We start from the raw sequence: 18,137 nt of genomic DNA, 5'->3' as shown, positions 1-18,137 counted from the left end.
TGTATATCATACTTCATATATCAAAAATCATCCTTCTAACTAATATAATTCCAGATATTCTTTTTCTTCGAGATTTCAATAAAAGCCTGCCGTAAAGCCAGGTGTTCCGGTTTGGTCATTGAAGCATCGTCCTTTAACAGCCGGATGGCATGGTGACGTGCCAATTGCAGAATCTCGCGATCCTTTACCAGATCGGCTATCTGTAAATTCAGTACACCGCTTTGCTGCGTGCCCATAATATCGCCCGGACCGCGCAGTTTAAGATCCACTTCCGAAATTTCAAAACCGTCGTTCGTACGGCACATGGTTTCAATCCTGATCTTGGTATCGTTGCTCAGCTTGTGTCCGGTCATCAGTATGCAATAACTCTGTTCGGCACCACGTCCCACGCGACCGCGAAGCTGGTGCAGCTGCGACAACCCGAAACGTTCGGCACTTTCAATGATCATAACACTCGCATTGGGAACATTCACACCCACTTCAATAACCGTGGTGGCAACCATGATGTTGGTTTTTCCGGAAGCAAAACGCTCCATTTCGGCATCTTTTTCCGAAGGCTTCATTTGCCCGTGCACGATGCTCACGCTGTATTGCGGCAGCGGAAAATCGCGGGAAATACCCTCATAACCATCCATCAGGTCCTTGTAATCCATTTTTTCGCTTTCCTGGATCAGCGGATAAACAATATATATCTGCCGTCCTTTTGCTATCTCATCTTTTAAAAACTTCCATACTTTCAGGCGGTTGCTGTCATAACGGTGTACGGTCTGTATCGGTTTTCTGCCCGGCGGAAGTTCGTCAATAACAGAAATATCAAGATCACCATACAGGCTCATGGCCAGGGTACGCGGAATCGGTGTTGCCGTCATGACCAAAACATGGGGCGGTACCTCGTTCTTTTTCCAAAGTTTTGAGCGTTGCTCCACACCAAAACGGTGTTGTTCGTCAATTATTGCCAGTCCTAAATTGTGAAATTTCACTTTATCTTCCAGTAAGGCATGCGTACCGATAATAATGTGCAGGCTGCCGTTTTCCAGTTCCTCGTGAATGATGCGTCTGTCGGCGGTCTTGGTGGAACCGGTTAATATCCGGATGTTAATGTCCAGTCCCTGTGCCAGTTCCCGTATCCCTAAATAATGCTGATTGGCTAAAATTTCCGTAGGTGCCATTAAACAGGCCTGAAAACCGTTGTCCAGTGCCAGCAGCATACTCATTAAAGCCACGATGGTTTTACCCGAGCCGACATCGCCCTGTAGCAGGCGGTTCATCTGCGCATTGCTGCCCAGATCGTTCCGGATTTCCTTCAACACCTTTTTCTGGGCATTTGTCAGGTCAAAAGGCAGATGATGGCTGTAAAACGTTGTAAAATAATCGCCCACTTTATCAAAAGGATGTCCTTTGATTTTGTGCTTGCGGATAAGATTCTTGGTAATCAGCTGCAGCTGGATAAAAAATAACTCCTCAAACTTCAGCCGGAACTGCGCCTTGGCCAGCAGGTCCTGGCTTTTTGGAAAGTGGATGTTAAAAAGCGCCGCATTTTTCGGGATCAGCTTTAACTCTTCCACCAGATAGGCAGGAAGCGGCTCTTTAAACAAGGCTTGTGTTTCAACAAAAAGCTGTTGCATCATCCGGTTTACCGCTTTGTTGGTAATCCCCTTTTGAGTCAGCTTTTCGGTAGACGGATAAACCGACTGCATTGCCGAGCGCAGGCTTTTTTCGTGTTCGGCCAGTAACTCCATTTCCGGATGTGCCATATTGAACATACCGTTAAAAGCCGTTACCTTTCCGAATATCACATAAACAACATTGAGCTTTAAACTTTCCCGTATCCATTTCTGTCCCTGGAACCAAACCAGTTCCATTTCTCCGGTATCGTCCACAAAAGTAGCAACCAGGCGCTTTCCGCGTTTTTGCTCCACGGTTTTGATATGGATCACTTTCCCGATGATCTGTACTTCCGAATTGTTGTTTTGCAGCTCGTTGATCTTGTAATAACGCGTGCGGTCGATATAACGATTCGGATACAGGTTGATCAGGTCTCCATAGCGGTGAATGCTGAGTTCTTTACGCAGCAATTCGCCACGTTGCGGACCAACGCCTTTCAGGTATTCTATAGGAGTTTCAAGAAGATTATTCATCCGGGAATTTGTGTTTGTAAAAGCACTTTACGAAGATAGCGGTAAATTAGGAAATTTGAAAACCCCGAAACCAAAAAACTTTTAAAACATTTCGGCTTTAAACCGCAATACCGGTATCTCGTTATCGTGGTATAACAGGATGGTCCAGTTTTCATTTTTTGCCTGAACCTCCCATTTTTTACGCCATTCCATCGCGGCTTTGCCGTCAAAATCCGTTTTATAGGCTATATGATGCTGTAAATAAGTGAGCTGCGGTAAATTGTCGCCGCCGTAAAAAGCGGTTTCACCGTCTTCCGTAACCCAAAACACCTGATGGTAGGGAGTGTGGCCGCCGCAAACGGTAAAACGGATCGTATCGGTAATAAAACCCTCGTCTTCCGTTTGCATAACCAGCTGCGGATGCTGTTTTAGTGCTTCCAGCAGTTTCGGTTCAAAGGAAGGTTGGTGTTTTTCGGATAAGGCATAACGCAATTCCCGTACCTGCAGGTAATAAACAGCATTCGGAAAATGGAACTGAAAAGAACCGTCAGCCAGGAAAGTCCCCATGCCGCCGGTATGATCTTTATGCAAATGGGACAGCAGCACATGCGTAACCTGTTCCGGTGCGATACCTTCTTTTGCCAGAGCGGTAAACAGCTGTAACCGGCCGTCAACGGAAAATCCCAAACCGGTATCCAGCAGGATAACTTCCGTTTTTGTCTGTATTAAAAAAGGCTGAATGGACAGCAGCATACCTTTAGGATTGGTCAGATTGCCATAAGGGATAAAGGTTTTTCCTGCTTCAACATTGAATTTTCCTTCTTGTAACGGGGCTATTTTCATTTTTTATGTAATGTCAAATTTATTGTGATAGAAAATGTGATTATAAAAATAATTTAAATGTTGTGTTTCAAAATAGATATATTTAATATTGTTGAAACATTAAGTTATGAAAAAACCTGCTGTAATAAAAAAATTAGAAGAAATATTAGGAGAAAATCTTTTTGAGCGTAATTTTTATGAAGATAATTTCAATGCTAGTTTTTATGAAACAGATAGAAATACATTTTCTGTTGATTTTGACAACCAGGTTGTTAGTTTAAATTTAGTGAGTAACAATATTAAAGATTTGGATTTTATTAAAGATTTCAAAAATCTAATAGCGTTAAATTTATCAAACAATAGCATTACAGATATTAGTTTGTTAAAAGAATTATCAGAATTACTTTATTTAAGCTTAGATAGTAATTTACTTAAGAGTATAGATGATAGTACTAATAATTTAGTTAAGATAAAATATCTTTCATTAGAGAATAATAATATTGATGATATAGCAGAATTAAGATTGTCTGATATAGAATATTTAAATGTTAGAAGTAATCAATTAAGAAGTATTTTAGGAATAAAAGGCTTAACTAAATTAAAAAGGATAGAAGCTGGACATAATTATATTGATGATGTCTCTGTAATCTCTAAGTTTACTCAATTAGAATTTCTTGATTTTTCCTACAATAAAATTGATGATATATCTGCTCTAAAAAACTTACGAAATATTAAAACAATTCATTTTTCATCAAACTCTATTTTTGATTTATCACCAATTTATCCTTTGATAAAACACAATATAGAAAATAAAAAAATAAATAAAGAGCCTTTATTTTTTTATTTTTTTGATGATAATCCAATCCATTATCCTTACATACAATTTAATGGATTGACAGATGAAGCCTGTTTTATATGGTTTGAAAATATAAGATATAGAGCTGAAGGAATAATAAAACATTGTATAGAAAATAGAACAAATATTTTAGATTTAGGAAGTATTGGTATTACTGATTTGGATTTGATACCTGAATTATACAGTTGTACTCATATTGAAGAACTTATTTTAAGTAATGAATGGGCTGAGTTTAAAGATAGTGAATGGGTGAAAAAGTATTCAGGTAACAATGATAATGCTCACAATAATATATTTGAAATTCCAAAGGAAATATCTAAGCTTAAGAATTTGAAAAAACTGATTGTTGGTGGTTCTTGGAATTATACATTAAGGCGGGAGCCCTGGAGAATAAAAAATATAGATAATCTTAAAACTTTAAAAAAGTTAGAAATTTTAAATGTAAGTAACAATCAAATTGAGGATATTAGTTGTTTAACAAAGCTATCAAACTTAACAGAACTATATGTAAATAATAATAAGATTGTTAAATTTCCGTCTTATCAAAGTCTTGAAAAACTGATAGCACTAAATGTTAGTAACAACAGAATATCTGCATTAGATTTTATTAAGAATTTAAAATCAATACGGCTAATCGACTTACACTCAAACAATTTGAATGATATATCTATATTGAGTGAATTGGTTTCAAAAGAAGTAAAAATTATAATAAATAACAATCCTATAGTTGAGCAACAAAATTGGAAACTGGAAAAATATAAAAATCACTCTATTAGTTTAATGAATTACTTTAGTAAGATGGAATCTGAAGAATTAGGGGACTATATATTACCAGTAAAAGTTTTGTTATTAGGCAATCATTTAACGGGAAAATCAACCTTGTTAGATTATTTATTATCACCAAAAAAGAAAAAAGAAATTATTGACAGAAATGATAGTACCCATATTATAAGAATTGAGAAATTCCCAAAGCTGTCAAAAAGTAATGTTCTGCCTGAAATAATTTATTTCGATTTTGGAGGACAGGATTATTACCATGGTATTTATAAAGCATTTTTGACTAATGGAGCTATCAATTTATTGTTATGGAATAATAAAACTAATCGTAATTCTATCAGAAGAGAAGATAGTGGAAAATACACCAGAGATTTCAGTAAAAAATATTGGTTATATCAGTTGAAATATTATTATAACCAAATGAATTTAAGAAATAGCCATATAAAAGAAGATATTATATTGTTAGTGCAAACCTATGCAGATTCAGGTGATTTCAAAAGAGAATCCTTGAAGGAAGATATTGATATTATGAATGAATTTAATATAGCTTTAAATCAAATGGCTATTAAAAATAATGAATTATATAAAATCAATTTAGATTATTTAGAAAGAACATTAAGAGCTATAATTGAAAAAGAAAGGAAAAAAATTAAACAGCCAATATGGTATAAAGATTTCTTAAGTTATATTTTAAACTATAAAAAGAAAGAGGCTATATCCATTCATGATTTATTGAATGAATATAAAAGAGGTAGATTAGATAGTGAGAAGCAGGATGATATTCTGAATTATTTAAGAGATGATTTGGATCAGTTAAATAGCCAAGGTTTAATACTTTACTACAAGCACATTAGTGAATTAAAAGACATAGTTTGGCTAAATCCAGTTTTATTAACAAAATATATACATGAGAAAATTTTAAAAAAAGAAATTTTAAAAAATGGAATTATTGAAAAGAATGAGTTGAAAAAGATTATAGGGAATGACGAAAAGTTACTAGAATTATTAACAATACAGCAAGTCATTTTTTATGATTCATCACATGAAAGGTATTTTGTTCCTAGCTTTTTAAAGTTGTCAGATGCTTCTAATTCTAAAAACGAATACGATATTTTAACATTTGGATTAGGTAATCCTACATATGTTTTAAAATTTGAAAATTTTATACCATTTGGAATTGTTAACCAGTTGATATGTCATTTTGGAGATAATCCCGATAGTAAATTTTTTTGGAGAGACCAATTGATTTTTACATTTAGAGGAATAACAAAATGCCTTATTAAATTGGACTTCTCTAATTTAATAATTGAGGTATACTTTCAATTTCTTACTAAAGAAATAAGAACTCAAGAGCTAATAAAAAAATACATTTTTAACTGCATAATAGCAATTTATAATGATATACCATTGTTAGAATTCAATGAATTTGATTTAGAAAATAAAAATGAAGTAGATAGAACTATATCAAGAAAATTAGATACAGATAGTTTTATGAATATAATAGATATGTTACCAGATGATTTGTATTTATCAATAGATAACGAATGGTTCGTTAGAGGGGGTGATATTTTTAAGAATGAAAATGATAAATTAATTGGTTCTTATAAAAAGGAAAAAAAGAAAAATATTAACGAAGAAAATACTGAAGAGTGTATTATAGATTTGAATTTTGAGATTCGTAAAAATATACCTATTTACAATTTTAAAAACTTTACAAATAAACAGCTAAATAAGATGAAGAAAATATTTATATCATATTCTAAACAGGATCTTGTTTTAGTAAACGAGTTCCAGAATCATTTATCAGCGTTGAAGTTAGATAATAAAATAAGTTCGTGGTATTGCACTGAATTAATGGCAGGAGGAGAGTGGGATAATGATATTCAAAAGAACTTTGATGAATCAGATATTATTTGTTTTATGATTAGTCCTAATTTAATGCGGACAGATTATATCCATAAATATGAAATAGCCAAAGCATTTGAAAGGTATAATAAAGATAAATCTTTAAAAATAGTACCTATTATACTTGATTATTGTAATTGGAATACAAATGTAAATGATTTAGGAGAGTTTACAGCTTTACCTTATATGGCTAAACCTATAAGCGATTTTGATAATAGAAATATGGCTTGGTATATTGTTATAGAATGCCTAAAATTAATAATAGAAAAAGAAGAACAACCAGAAGGAGAAGATTGGTTTAATGATGTTAGAAAGCTGCCAAATAATGTACTTAAAATTTATGAACGAATTGTAAATGGTTTGGTTGATAAAAATTCTAAGTAGATTGTCAAATAAAATTATCTATATGAAACTAATAAAATGTTTTTCTATAAAAAAAATAAAAATACAGTTTGTTATAGGCGTGGTCTTTTTTTTAAACACAATAAACGCGCAGTCGGTTAAACCAAAATTTAATTTTGATTTTGAACAGTATGAAAAGAACGAACAGCTGCCTGCAGGATGGAATGTCTGGGAAAATTATAAAATAGGGAAAGACACGGTCGTTGTTTATTCCGGGAAGCATGCTGTAAAAATCCAGGCAACCGAAGGTGGAAACCCTTATGGAGTGCTGGTCACCACGTTACCGGACAGTTATGAAGGGAAAGAGATCAGGCTGGAAGGCTATATGAAGACGGATAATGTGGAAGGTTTTGCCGGTTTATTTATCCGTCTGGATAAAAACGGAAGCATTGTTGCCTTTGAAAACATGGAGAAAGAGGGGATAGCCGGAACAAACGACTGGAAAAAATACTCCATCGCCGTACCGAACCATCCGGATGCCAGTACGATTTATGTGGGCGCACTCCTTTCCGGAAAAGGACAGATCTGGCTTGACGATTTTGTAATAACCGTCGATGGGAAAAGAATTGAAACCATTAGTTACCCGGCAGACAACGATATAACGGAATTTGCCGCAGGCTCCGGTTTTACAATAAATAAACCCACGCCGCAACAACTGGATAACCTGTATGAACTGGGAAAAACATGGGGCTATTTAAAATACCATCACCCGGAAATCGCTGCCGGGAAGTACAATATGGATTATGCGCTTTTCAGAGCACTTCCGATAGTGAAATCGCCAAAATTTGCAACAGACAAAGAAGCCTGGATTGCTTCTTTCGGGAAATTGGAACCGGGAAAAATCAAGCGAAGCTATTACCTGGGCTTCGGACAGGCGGATAACCCTGTCTTTAAAAATGAAGCAGCGTATCCGGATATGAAATGGGCGGACGACGGCTACAAACTGTTGGCACTTTTCCGTTACTGGAACATGATTGAGTATTACTTCCCGTACAAGCACCTGATCGAAAAGAATTGGGACAGCGTACTTAAAAAATACATTCCTAAAGTTTTAGCGGCCCAGGACGAATTGACCTATAAGCTCACGATGATGCAGCTGGTTAGTGAAATTCAGGATTCCCATGGTTTTGTCTTTTCGGCTGGTAAAGCGGTTGAGAATTTTTTCGGGGCCAACATTGCTCCGGTTGAATTAAAAGCGATTGAAGGCAAAATAGTGGTAACCCGTTTGTTAAACGGAATTGGGAAAACGACCAACCTGAAAGTAGGGGATATCATTACTAAAATTAACGGAGTTCCCGTTCAAAAAGTAATAGATGATAAAAAACAATACCTGGCAACTTCCAATAAAGCAACCGAAATCAGGGATATAAGCCGTAAATTACTGCGTACGAATGCAGCGAGCATCAGTGTGACGGTAAACAACGGTAAAAAAGATGAAATTAAAAAAATTGCCTGTCAGCCTTTAAAGGAGGTACAGTTTTTTGCAGACGATACACCATCGCATAAAATGCTGGAAGGAAACATCGGTTATATTTATCCGGGTGCCCTTCAGAGAGGAGAAATCATCGGCATCATGGAAAAATTCAAGACAACAAAAGGACTTGTTATTGATTTAAGATGCTATCCGTCCGATTTTATAGTGTTTAGCCTGGGCGGTTATTTAATGCCAAAACCAACCGATTTTGTCAAATTTGCCGCCGGATCACTTGAAAATCCGGGAAGCTTTAAAATGAGCGACAAAGCCTTGCAGGTGGGACGTGAAAATCCGGATTATTATAAAGGAAGGATCGCGATACTGGTTAACGAAACCACCCAGAGTAATGCCGAATATACAACTATGGCCTTGCAGGTGGCGCCAAATGCCAAAGTATTTGGAAGCCAGACAGCCGGTGCCGATGGCAATGTTTCTGAAATTGACCTGCCCGGAAATTTTAAAACCATGATTACCGGATTGGGTGTTTATTATCCTGACCAAAGGGAAACCCAGCGAATTGGTATCGTTCCGGATGTGGAAGTAAAACCTACCCGAAACGGACTCATGAACGATAAAGATGAGGTACTGGAAAGAGCACTCCGGTATGTAGCATCAGCAAAATAAAAAGCTTTTTAGCCATAGAAATCCCGTTTGCAAGCGGGATTTTTTATGGGATATAGCAAGCGAAACCCAGGATATACGGGCTATTGGGCCGGTATGTTTCTCATCGATAGCGGGTTGTCTGCCGGGCCGGCTTTGGCCCTGCTTTTGAAAAAACAGGTAAAAACACGTATAAAAATCAGTGGGCTACTTTTTAGTTTTATGCTTTCAAATGCTGTATACAAAATTATCTTATCGGCTATAAGGTTAAGTATTTTTTGACGATTGAACTATAACCAAAAAACGATAGTAGAAAAAATGAAAATTTCCCAAATTACCATTGCAACCTGTTCGTTGTTTCTTTTTAGTATGTGTCAGAAAGGAGAACAAAAAATGACACAATCTTTTCAGATCGAAACACAGCAGGGAGAAGGTACACAATCTCCGGAAGCATTTAACAATCCGGTTAATTTAAAAAGCCTTTTGGATGATGCCTCAGCAGCATCATTATTAGCAATGTATTCGCTTCAGAAAAGTAATGCCCTTACCAGGGGCGAAAGCGCAGCGGTAATGGAAAACAGCAAGGAAACTGTGAATGAAAAAACAGAAAGTATCATTTTAGAAAATCTGCCACCGGCAGATACATCGTGGTTGCAAAGTCTAAAGGCAAGTTCAAGACAGTAATTAAGTAACCTTTAAAAGTTAGTAAGATGGATAAGAGTACTTGTAATCACAGCGCTGTTTCCGGAACGGAAGCACCGGAAATTCAAAAAAAAGGCATTTATCATGCAATTTCTGCATTGGTATTGCGTGTATTGACGGTGTTTTTTCCAAAATGTTCCTTGTGCTGGACATCCTATATGTGTATGCTGGTAAGCTTCGGAATCGCAAAAATTTCCTATACCGGATGGTTGTTTCCGCTGCTGTTGCTGCTGCTTATTTTGAATTTGTGGGCATTGCTTAAAAAAATAAAACTAAAAGGATATGCGCCTTTTATACTAAGTCTGACCGGTTCCCTGATCATTTTGATAAGCAGAACGTTTTCGCCATTGACCCAATGGACGGTAATCGTGGGTATGCTGCTTATTTTCTGCGGTTCCCTGTGGAATAGTTTCGCGGTATCCCGGATGCAGATGCAAAGCCTGGCAAATTAGCCAAATCAATATATAAATTAAAAGTTCGGAGTAATACGTAAAAAGCCCCCCTTTATAGTATAGTTGCTTTATCCCGGTAAAACAACTTGTGTAAAACGAATCCTATATAAATAAAGAACGTTGTTTAACCAAAAAAACAAAGCCCCATGAACGGATCATTTATAGTTTCCGCATTTGCGACAATTAACGGAAAAAAGTACTATCTGGGAACAGAATCGGTTTTAAGTGATCACTATACCGATTACAATACAAAAGTATCAATCAGGCAGGTAAAAGCCGATTTCAGATTACAGGATTTTATGGACGAATCACTGAATAAAGCAAGCTTTGACTTTATTGTCCACGGCAGGGAAGAAAGCCTTCCGTTAATGGCAAAACCGGTTGTAGATTCAAAACGATTTTATCGATTATAATGCCACATAAAATGAAGGTCATAGTAAGCATAGTTTAGAGTTCCATAAATAAATTGTGTTTATAGACAGGAGAGGGTAGGTTTGGTTAAGCCTACCTTCTTTGTTAGGGATATGTTGTTTTGGGTGTAATGGTAAAATCAACTGTTGTTCAGGCTTTTGATGATGCTTTCGGAAACAAGAGGGTTCATGCGGTTCAGTTCCTCAATGATACGCTGTTTTTCCGGTTCCGTTAGTTCCGAAACCGGTTTTTGGAATTGTTCCGGCGAAGCTTCTTTATAAAACAGGGCATCGGTCCATTCGTTTTGAAGTCCGTCAATAACCAGGTGAATACGGTCGGCAGTACCGTTATTTACAACCGAATGGGTAAAGTTCGCATTAATGTACCAGCAGTCGCCTTCTTCCATAACGAGCCGTTTGTCATCCAGGATAAATATAACGTCCGGATTGGTGATAATCGGTATGTGCAGGCGAAAAGAGCCGTCTTCATAACCCAGGCAGTAATCGCGATGCGGTTTTATCTCGGTTCCTGCGGTTAAATTGAGCAGCCGGACTGCAGTTTTTTCAAAAGGGAAATTATCGAGTATCGATTTGAAATAAGCACAGGATAACAAAGCATCGGTATAGTGTATTGCTTTACTGTTCATTGCCAGGATGGAATCTGATTTTCCGTTTTCCGACATCAGCGCTACCGAAGTCCATTTTCCGTTATAATCGTTCTTGTTGTAATGATCGGTCCATTTGTAGGACATTATTTTGGCAACATCGTCCTGTAAACGCTGTTTGTCAAATGTAAAAGGGAATTTTATTGCACGTACCAGTTCCATACTTTACTCTCTTAACCATTTTTGCATATAGGGAAAAGCTTTTTTTCCTTCGGTTGCGGCTTTTGCCTCACTTAAGGTCATGCCGGCCCATTCTAAAAACGGAAGCCCGATGTAATTGCCTTTTCTGAAATTATCCATCAGCATGTCCGAACCGTTTTTATAACCGTTAGCATGGAACACAAATTCAAGCGGAAGCTGTAAATGCTGTGCTGCGGCAAACGACCATAACAGCGTGCCTATTTCTTCACCGCCCGAAGGCCAGTCGGGACTTTGCTGTTCCGTTCCGGCTACTTTCCGTTCTGCAGGAGTAGTAACGGCGAGATGACCGGCTTCATGCAATAAATCACCGGGATATAACAGGCGTTCAAAATCTACATAAATACAACCAGGACCTAAGGAAAGTCCCGGTAAAAAGGTATCGTGCAGTTCTTTTTCAACTATAGCGATGCCGATTTCATTGAGAAATGTCAGAACTTTTTCAAGTTCCAGGGTATGTTGTACAAACTGCATTCCGGTGTTATTTTGGGAGCTTAAAAATAGTAAAAAGCAGCCTGTCCGGATTAAGTGGTTTTACCTGATTTTAACAGACTATATTAATTCCAGTTCCCGCTGCAGGTTCTCTTTTGCTTTTTGCTCGTAACGGTCGCGGTAAACGGCAGTCTTGTAGATCGTATCCATTGCCAGGAAATGCTGTAAAACTTTTTTTCTTCCCGGATTATACAACATGTCGGGATAAATGGCATATTCCTTACGGATATTCCGATAATAAACGGCATAAATATCCCAGTCTGCTCCCAAAACGGATAAATCGGCATCGGTGAAAAGATTGGTATCCGTATCGGTTCCGGATTCGTGCCGTTTCGTTGCCAGTATATGCTGTTTGCAGCGCTGGATCCGGTGTGCAGGATATCCGATCCGGGTTAATTCTTTTTCGGCCAGTTGTGCACTCTTTTCTTCATTGTCCTGTTTGATGGTATTGTAAACGGCATCGTGATAAAAAACAGCAAACACTACCGTGTCCCAATCTTCAATCATTTCGCTGTGCTGCGTTAAGGAAGCCAGTAAATTTTCAAGATGGCTGAGGTTGTGGTAATACCTTCCGGAACTGTTGTAATTTTTAGCAATAGTATGCCACAGGGCATTGGCAGTGTTCGTATCGGCATCGTATTTAGCGATTAGGTTGCAGAATATTTGTTGGAGCATGAGGGTATTATTTTGGAATTAAATCGCAATACCAGAAACCATAATCCGGAGCAGGAGTTTTTTCGGGATCTGTATTGCAGCTGGTATCTGTTTTTGGGGCTTCATATTTTCGGTGTACGATTTCGCCGATTTCAAAGCGAACAGCTTCCTTAAATAACGGACCATCAAAGGTAAAGGTGTGAAATTCCCCGTTTTCCCCGCAGGGATCTACCGTGTCCGGTAAATCGTTTATAAAGGAATCGTCAATAATCCGTCCGGCGAAACTCTTGTCAAGGTATTTTTCATTGACGCAGGTTACGATAGTCTTAAAACCCAGGGCAATAAATTCCCGGATTAGTGCAGTTGTCGGGATTTTCCAAAGCGGGAAAACAGCCTGTAAATCCATGGATGCCAATTTGTTTTCCCGGTAAAGCCGCAGGTCTTCTAAAAAGATATCGCCAAAGATGGAATGGGTAATCCCTTCTGCCTTTAAACCGGTGAGCGTATTTTGCATTACGGCTTCATATACTTCCATCGTAGGCATTTCTGGAATTTCCATTTTTACCAGCGGAATACCGATGCTGGCCGCCTGCTGCTCCAGTAATGCGGTACGAACCCCGTGCATGGAGATCCGGTCATATTGCTTGCTGATGCTGGTTAGCAGGTAATTAACGTCGAAAGTATCGTTTTGAAGGGTTTTATAAAGGGCAAGAGTAGCGTCTTTTCCGCTGCTCCAGTTAAAAACGGCTTTTGGTTTCAAAATAGAAGGATTAAAGCGTAAACTTACAAAAAAAGCAGCGAAAATGTTAGGGCAATCTTTGTAACTTTGAGCTTTCCATTATTCCCGATATGAAGCGACTAACTGCGGTAATTTATTTTATTTGTGCTTTTACACAGGCACAACAACTTGAGAAAGTAGACTTTAAAACAATCAATGCCTCCCTCGCATTTGATGTAGCGGCAAAAAAAATAAGCGGCGATATCACTTATGATTTTGAGGTATTGGCAGCAATCGATACGATCGCGATAGATGCGCAGCGCATGGATTTTACACAGGTAAAGATCAATAACAAAACCGTTGCATTTAAAAATAACGGCAGGAAGCTGCAGCTTTTTGAAGGATTTAAAAAAGGGAAAAACAAGCTGACACTGCATTATGAAGCACAACCCAGACAAACCCTCTATTTTATAGGAGCCGGCAATCAGGCCCAGATTTGGACCCAGGGACAGGGGAAATACACCAGTCACTGGCTGCCAAGCTTTGATGATGTTAATGAAAAAATGATCTTTTCGCTTACGATTGCTTACGATAAAGATTTTCAGGTACTCTCAAACGGTGTGCTGAAGAATAAAGAACTGAAAAATAACCGGATGGTCTGGCAGTATGCCATGGAAAAACCAATGAGTTCCTATCTGGCGATGCTGGCTATTGGCAGGTTTGCTAAAAAAACGGCAATTACGGCAACGGGCACTCCTTTGGAATTTTACCTTCAGGATACCGATACGGCTAAATTTGAACCGACCTACCGCTATTCGAAGGAAATATTCGATTTTTTCGAACGTGAAATAGGCGTGAAATACCCGTGGCAGGTTTACCGGCAGGTTCCGGTACTGGACTTTTTATATGCCGGGATGGAAAATACTACAGCTACCATTTTTTCCCAGGATTATGTAGTAGATGAAACCGGGTTTAACGACAGAACCTATGTGAATGTCAATGCCCATGAATTGGCGCACCAGTGGTTTGGTGACCTGATCACGGCACAATCGGGCAAACACCACTGGCTGCAGGAAGGCTTTGCGACGTATTATGCCTTACTGGCAGAAAAGGAAATCTTTGGAGCCGATCATTTTAACTGGGAATTGTATGAAATGGCCGAACGTTTGCTGCGGGCTTCCAAAACAGATGTGATACCGTTGTTAAATGAAAAAGCAAGTTCGATTACCTTTTACCAGAAAGGGGCGTGGGCTTTACACTATCTGCGCACTAATGTAGGTGAGGAGCCTTTCCGGAAAGCCGTCCAGGCCTATTTGCAGAAATATGCATTTAAAAATGTAATAACCGATGACTTTTTAGCCGAAATCAATAAGGTTTCGGATTTTGACACGCAGCAGTTCCGGAAAAACTGGCTGGAAAGTGCCGAATTTCCAATAGCGGAGGCTTTATTGATTGTTAAAAAGAACAAATTTATCCGGGATTACCTTGAAATAGTAGATTTACAGGATCAGCTTTTAACGGTCAAAGCGCAAAAACTGGAAGCGGTATTACAATCGGATGCCTTTTATCCGGCTAAGGAAGAAGTGATCTATCAGCTTGAAAACACACCGTTTGAGCAAAATGTAGCTCTGTTTCGCGTAGCCTTAAAATCTTCAGATCTGAAAGCAAGACAGGCGGTGGCAAAATCACTGCGCACCATCCCGAAAACCTTTAAAAAAGAATATGAAGTGCTGTTGGACGATGCGTCCTATATCACTCAGGAGATTGCACTTAAGGCATTGTGGGCGCAATTCCCGGAAGAGCGTACGTCATTATTGGACAAAACGATGAACTGGCAGGGATTTAACGATAAAAACCTGAGAATAAGCTGGCTGACGCTGGCACTTGCCACAGCCGATTATCAAAACGATCATAAAATGCCGTTTTATGAAGAACTACTGGATTATGCTTCCCCGAAATATGAAAGTAACGTCCGTCAGAATGCGCTGGTCAATTTGTTGTACCTGAACAAAAATGACAGCAATACCTTAGCCTGTCTGGTAAACGGAACCACCCATCACAAATGGCAGTTCAGCAAATTCTGCCGGGAAACCATCCGGACACTGCTAAAAACGGAACGTTACAAAGCTTATCTGACGGAATTATTACCCAAACTGCCGGAAAATGAAAAGGCACAGTTAAAAAGACTGCTCGAAGAATAAAGCAGCCGGAAACAGCTGTTGTACGGCTTATTTTTAAAATTCGTATAATTGGGTTTGTTTATATTTTTAAGTGTTTTGTTGTTATTAAAGTATTGCTTGTTAAATAATGTTGTTTTTTATATTAAATAAATATTAAAAAATGCGATTTATTTACGCAACTAATACAGACAAACGGTATCTATAAGGTAACAACACTAAACAACAAGCTTATGAATAAAATCAAACTCTTAATGGTAGTACTGGCTTCCATGCTATTGACGATCGGATGTGAATCTGAAAGTACTTATGAAGGAGGCAGTTCCGGAGGTGGTAATATCTCCGGTAATTTTGGAAATCAGGTTTCCCGTGATTTTATCGGACAGATAGTAGATGTTAACAACAATCCTATTCAAAGTGTAAATGTCAAAATAGGAAGCACAACTGCTCAAACAGACAGCAACGGAGTGTTTATCATTAAATCGGCTGCGGTTTACGAACGTTTTGCGTATATCACTGCGCAAAAAGCCGGTTATGTAGACGGCTCGCGTACGATGGTTCCTACTAACGGGAATAATAATGTAAAAATCATGATGCTGCCTTTACAGCCGGTTCAGGTTATTGCTTCCGGTGCGGCGAGTGAAGTAACGCTTGCTTCCGGAACGAAAGTTGTTTTTGACGGTGCTTTTCAGGATGCAAACGGTGCAGCCTATTCCGGCAGTGTGAGTGTTTCAATGTATCATTTACTGCCGTCTGATGCTAATTTAAGCAGCCTAATGCCGGGAACTTTATTTGCCCAGGACGAGAGCGGCAACGCAAAAGCTTTGGAAACACTGGGAATGCTTAATGTGGAATTACGGGGCAGTGCCGGTCAGAAACTGCAAATTGCCAGCGGACATACCGCGCAAATGGTCATGAAAATAGACAACAGCCAGCTGGCTTCCGCTCCGGCGACGATTCCGCTATGGCATTTTGATAATGCGAAAGGGTATTGGATCCAGGAAGGAAGTGCAACCAAACAAGGCAATACCTATGTAGGGAATGTTTCCCATTTTTCATGGTGGAACTGCGATGCCCAATTCCCGGTAATTTCAATGTGTGTGTCTTTGGAAGATGCTAATGGTAACCCATTGTCCAGTATTCAGGTTGGCATTATCAGAAGCGGGAACTTGTATCCGGTTATGGGAACAACCAATACGAACGGACAGGTTTGCGGACTGGTGCCGGCAAACGAAAGCTTAACGATGGTTATTTACGATAACTGCGGCGGAATAATCAGTTCAACACCAATAGGGCCTTTCTCTGGCAATACAACCTTGCCGACGGTTGTTGTTAACAATCCGGGAGTAATGCCCACGCAGATACAGGGGAATCTGGTGAATTGCAGCAATGCCGCTGTGACAAACGGTTATGTTATTTTAAATTACGGAAATCAGCCGCAATATGCCATGATTACAAACGGTGTTTTTAGCTTTAATACGCTGGTTTGCGGTACTTCTACAGTGAACTTTTCTTTAGAAGGATCGGATTATGATAATTTACAGACAACGGGTAACATCACTTATACATTTACCAGCCCGGTAACGAACATTGGTAATATTGTCGCCTGTAATGCGGTGACGGAATTTATTTCCTATCAGGTTGATAATGATCCAACGGTTTATATATTGACAAACCTGGGAGCATCCTATACACCTAACGGACTGAACATACACGGCAATGGCGTTAATACCGGAATTTATATCTGGGGTAATACCAATGTGCCGGGAACCTATACCACTACCAATTTCAGCGTTGAAGGAGTGCCTGGTAACTATATCTCTTCACAGATTTCCAATACGGTTTCTTTTAACCTGAGCAATTTTGGAGCTGTAGGACAATATATAGACCTTACGTTTAACGGAACCTATCCGGATAATATGAATCCGGCGGTCACACATACGATTACGGGGATAGCCCACGTGATCAGAGATAATTAATTGTTTGTTTGTTATTTTAATCGAAAAAAGACTTTTCATGCATTTGAAAAGTCTTTTTTATTTAAGGTCAGTTGAATACGGTTTAGCGAAACAATTCGCCCACTTCGTTTTTAAGGAACGACAAGGCTACCGAACTCGGTGATTGTTTTTCCATCATATCACTTAAAATAATTTCACGCAGTTTATTCGCATTTTCAGCACCCATAGATGCTTTCCGGATAATCTGGATAGTAGTGTGTTTTGCGGTCAGGATAATATTCCAGCTTTCCTCGGAGATATAAATCTGTTGGGTCAGGTTATGTTCGTATTCCTGTTCGATATGGTGGATCAGCAAGCTTTCATAATCATTTTTATCGGAAGTGATCGGAGCAATACGCACCAGTAATTTTGCCGGATTGATTCGCTCTAAAAACAAGGTCATGCGCTCGTAGGCCTGTAAACGAATCGGAAGGGCACTTTTCTGAGCTTCCTTGTGTAATAAAAAACGACGGCGTCCTTCTTCATTTTGGGTGTGCAGGTTAAAGAAATAATAAGCTACACCACCGGTAATGATTGCAGGAACAGTATATGCTAATAATTCGACGATTTTGGTTGCGTCCATAGTATGATCGGAAATATTTTAAAATTAGAATTAAAAATCGGCTCAAAGCGTTACAAATAAACGAATAAAGAAATAAACACGCAAAATAAAAAACTATCGTAAATTAATTGTAATAAAGCGTAATGAGTAGTATTTT

14 protein-coding genes are annotated in these 18,137 nt (G+C 38.6%); 7 read left to right on the top strand and 7 right to left on the bottom strand.

The features are described from left to right. Nucleotides 1-35: 35 nt before the first annotated feature. A complete protein-coding gene (gene recG, locus B3394_RS16545; RefSeq protein WP_286927331.1) occupies nucleotides 36-2,138 on the bottom strand; it encodes an ATP-dependent DNA helicase RecG in 2,103 nt (700 codons plus the stop codon). An 81-nt stretch (nucleotides 2,139-2,219) separates the two neighbouring features. Then, nucleotides 2,220-2,960, bottom strand: coding sequence for an MBL fold metallo-hydrolase (locus B3394_RS16540; RefSeq protein ID WP_286927329.1), 741 nt, complete (start codon nucleotides 2,958-2,960; stop codon nucleotides 2,220-2,222). Nucleotides 2,961-3,066: 106 nt separating this feature from the next. Here B3394_RS16540 and B3394_RS16535 point away from each other — a divergent pair, with 106 nt between their 5' ends. The 5 genes from B3394_RS16535 to B3394_RS16515 all read left to right on the top strand — a co-directional run bounded on the left by B3394_RS16535 (nucleotide 3,067) and on the right by B3394_RS16515 (nucleotide 10,520). Beyond that, nucleotides 3,067-6,861: a leucine-rich repeat domain-containing protein gene (locus tag B3394_RS16535; protein ID WP_286927327.1), complete on the top strand. Its 3,795-nt coding sequence runs from the start codon at nucleotides 3,067-3,069 to the stop codon at nucleotides 6,859-6,861. A 22-nt stretch (nucleotides 6,862-6,883) separates the two neighbouring features. After that, nucleotides 6,884-8,977 carry a S41 family peptidase gene (locus B3394_RS16530; protein WP_286927325.1) on the top strand — a complete coding sequence of 698 codons (2,094 nt, stop codon included), beginning with the start codon at nucleotides 6,884-6,886 and terminating at the stop codon, nucleotides 8,975-8,977. A 294-nt stretch (nucleotides 8,978-9,271) separates the two neighbouring features. Further along, complete coding sequence (locus tag B3394_RS16525; RefSeq protein ID WP_177734663.1) at nucleotides 9,272-9,637, top strand: hypothetical protein; 366 nt, start codon at nucleotides 9,272-9,274, stop codon at nucleotides 9,635-9,637. A gap of 26 nt (nucleotides 9,638-9,663) precedes the next feature. Next, complete coding sequence (locus B3394_RS16520) at nucleotides 9,664-10,107, top strand: hypothetical protein (protein ID WP_286927275.1); 444 nt, start codon at nucleotides 9,664-9,666, stop codon at nucleotides 10,105-10,107. Between the two features lie 146 nt (nucleotides 10,108-10,253). Then, the gene (locus B3394_RS16515; RefSeq protein WP_177734661.1) at nucleotides 10,254-10,520 is read left to right on the top strand and encodes a hypothetical protein; all 267 of its coding nucleotides are present in this window, start codon (nucleotides 10,254-10,256) and stop codon (nucleotides 10,518-10,520) included. Nucleotides 10,521-10,657: 137 nt separating this feature from the next. Here the strand turns inward: B3394_RS16515 and B3394_RS16510 are convergent, their stop codons facing one another. The 4 genes from B3394_RS16510 to B3394_RS16495 all read right to left on the bottom strand — a co-directional run bounded on the left by B3394_RS16510 (nucleotide 10,658) and on the right by B3394_RS16495 (nucleotide 13,286). Next, on the bottom strand, nucleotides 10,658-11,344 hold the full coding sequence (locus B3394_RS16510) for an aspartyl/asparaginyl beta-hydroxylase domain-containing protein (RefSeq protein ID WP_273246659.1): 687 nt from the start codon (nucleotides 11,342-11,344) through the stop codon (nucleotides 10,658-10,660). Nucleotides 11,345-11,347: 3 nt separating this feature from the next. Then, nucleotides 11,348-11,854 (bottom strand): hypothetical protein, encoded by a 507-nt coding sequence (locus B3394_RS16505; RefSeq protein WP_286927273.1) that lies wholly within the window; start codon nucleotides 11,852-11,854, stop codon nucleotides 11,348-11,350. Nucleotides 11,855-11,932: 78 nt separating this feature from the next. After that, on the bottom strand, nucleotides 11,933-12,547 hold the full coding sequence (locus B3394_RS16500; RefSeq protein WP_286927271.1) for a hypothetical protein: 615 nt from the start codon (nucleotides 12,545-12,547) through the stop codon (nucleotides 11,933-11,935). Between the two features lie 7 nt (nucleotides 12,548-12,554). Further along, entirely contained in the window at nucleotides 12,555-13,286 is a 732-nt protein-coding gene (locus B3394_RS16495; RefSeq protein ID WP_286927269.1) for a diphthine--ammonia ligase, read from the bottom strand. A gap of 89 nt (nucleotides 13,287-13,375) precedes the next feature. Between B3394_RS16495 and B3394_RS16490 the strand changes: the two genes are divergently transcribed. Both B3394_RS16490 and B3394_RS16485 read left to right on the top strand, forming a co-directional pair. After that, nucleotides 13,376-15,445: a M1 family metallopeptidase gene (locus B3394_RS16490; protein ID WP_286927268.1), complete on the top strand. Its 2,070-nt coding sequence runs from the start codon at nucleotides 13,376-13,378 to the stop codon at nucleotides 15,443-15,445. A gap of 209 nt (nucleotides 15,446-15,654) precedes the next feature. Further along, complete coding sequence (locus tag B3394_RS16485) at nucleotides 15,655-17,400, top strand: hypothetical protein (RefSeq protein WP_286927267.1); 1,746 nt, start codon at nucleotides 15,655-15,657, stop codon at nucleotides 17,398-17,400. A gap of 82 nt (nucleotides 17,401-17,482) precedes the next feature. On the opposite strand, the gene B3394_RS16480 is transcribed toward B3394_RS16485, so the two are convergent. Further along, the gene (locus B3394_RS16480; RefSeq protein ID WP_177734654.1) at nucleotides 17,483-18,001 is read right to left on the bottom strand and encodes a hypothetical protein; all 519 of its coding nucleotides are present in this window, start codon (nucleotides 17,999-18,001) and stop codon (nucleotides 17,483-17,485) included. Between the last annotated feature and the right edge of the window lie 136 nt (nucleotides 18,002-18,137).

Source organism: Flavobacterium sp. UBA4197, assembly GCF_002379575.1.
Lineage (GTDB): Bacteria > Bacteroidota > Bacteroidia > Flavobacteriales > Flavobacteriaceae > Flavobacterium > Flavobacterium inviolabile.
This window is presented reverse-complemented; position numbering and strand designations above follow the sequence as displayed.

Coding starts and splice junctions, on each gene's coding strand:
- B3394_RS16500 (WP_286927271.1), bottom strand. CDS start 12,547: ATGCTCCAACAAATATTCTGCAACCTAATCGCTAAATACGATGCCGAT.
- B3394_RS16530 (WP_286927325.1), top strand. CDS start 6,884: ATGAAACTAATAAAATGTTTTTCTATAAAAAAAATAAAAATACAGTTT.
- B3394_RS16535 (WP_286927327.1), top strand. CDS start 3,067: ATGAAAAAACCTGCTGTAATAAAAAAATTAGAAGAAATATTAGGAGAA.
- B3394_RS16515 (WP_177734661.1), top strand. CDS start 10,254: ATGAACGGATCATTTATAGTTTCCGCATTTGCGACAATTAACGGAAAA.
- B3394_RS16510 (WP_273246659.1), bottom strand. CDS start 11,344: ATGGAACTGGTACGTGCAATAAAATTCCCTTTTACATTTGACAAACAG.
- B3394_RS16490 (WP_286927268.1), top strand. CDS start 13,376: ATGAAGCGACTAACTGCGGTAATTTATTTTATTTGTGCTTTTACACAG.
- B3394_RS16485 (WP_286927267.1), top strand. CDS start 15,655: ATGAATAAAATCAAACTCTTAATGGTAGTACTGGCTTCCATGCTATTG.
- B3394_RS16480 (WP_177734654.1), bottom strand. CDS start 18,001: ATGGACGCAACCAAAATCGTCGAATTATTAGCATATACTGTTCCTGCA.
- recG (WP_286927331.1), bottom strand. CDS start 2,138: ATGAATAATCTTCTTGAAACTCCTATAGAATACCTGAAAGGCGTTGGT.
- B3394_RS16525 (WP_177734663.1), top strand. CDS start 9,272: ATGAAAATTTCCCAAATTACCATTGCAACCTGTTCGTTGTTTCTTTTT.
- B3394_RS16505 (WP_286927273.1), bottom strand. CDS start 11,854: ATGCAGTTTGTACAACATACCCTGGAACTTGAAAAAGTTCTGACATTT.
- B3394_RS16540 (WP_286927329.1), bottom strand. CDS start 2,960: ATGAAAATAGCCCCGTTACAAGAAGGAAAATTCAATGTTGAAGCAGGA.
- B3394_RS16520 (WP_286927275.1), top strand. CDS start 9,664: ATGGATAAGAGTACTTGTAATCACAGCGCTGTTTCCGGAACGGAAGCA.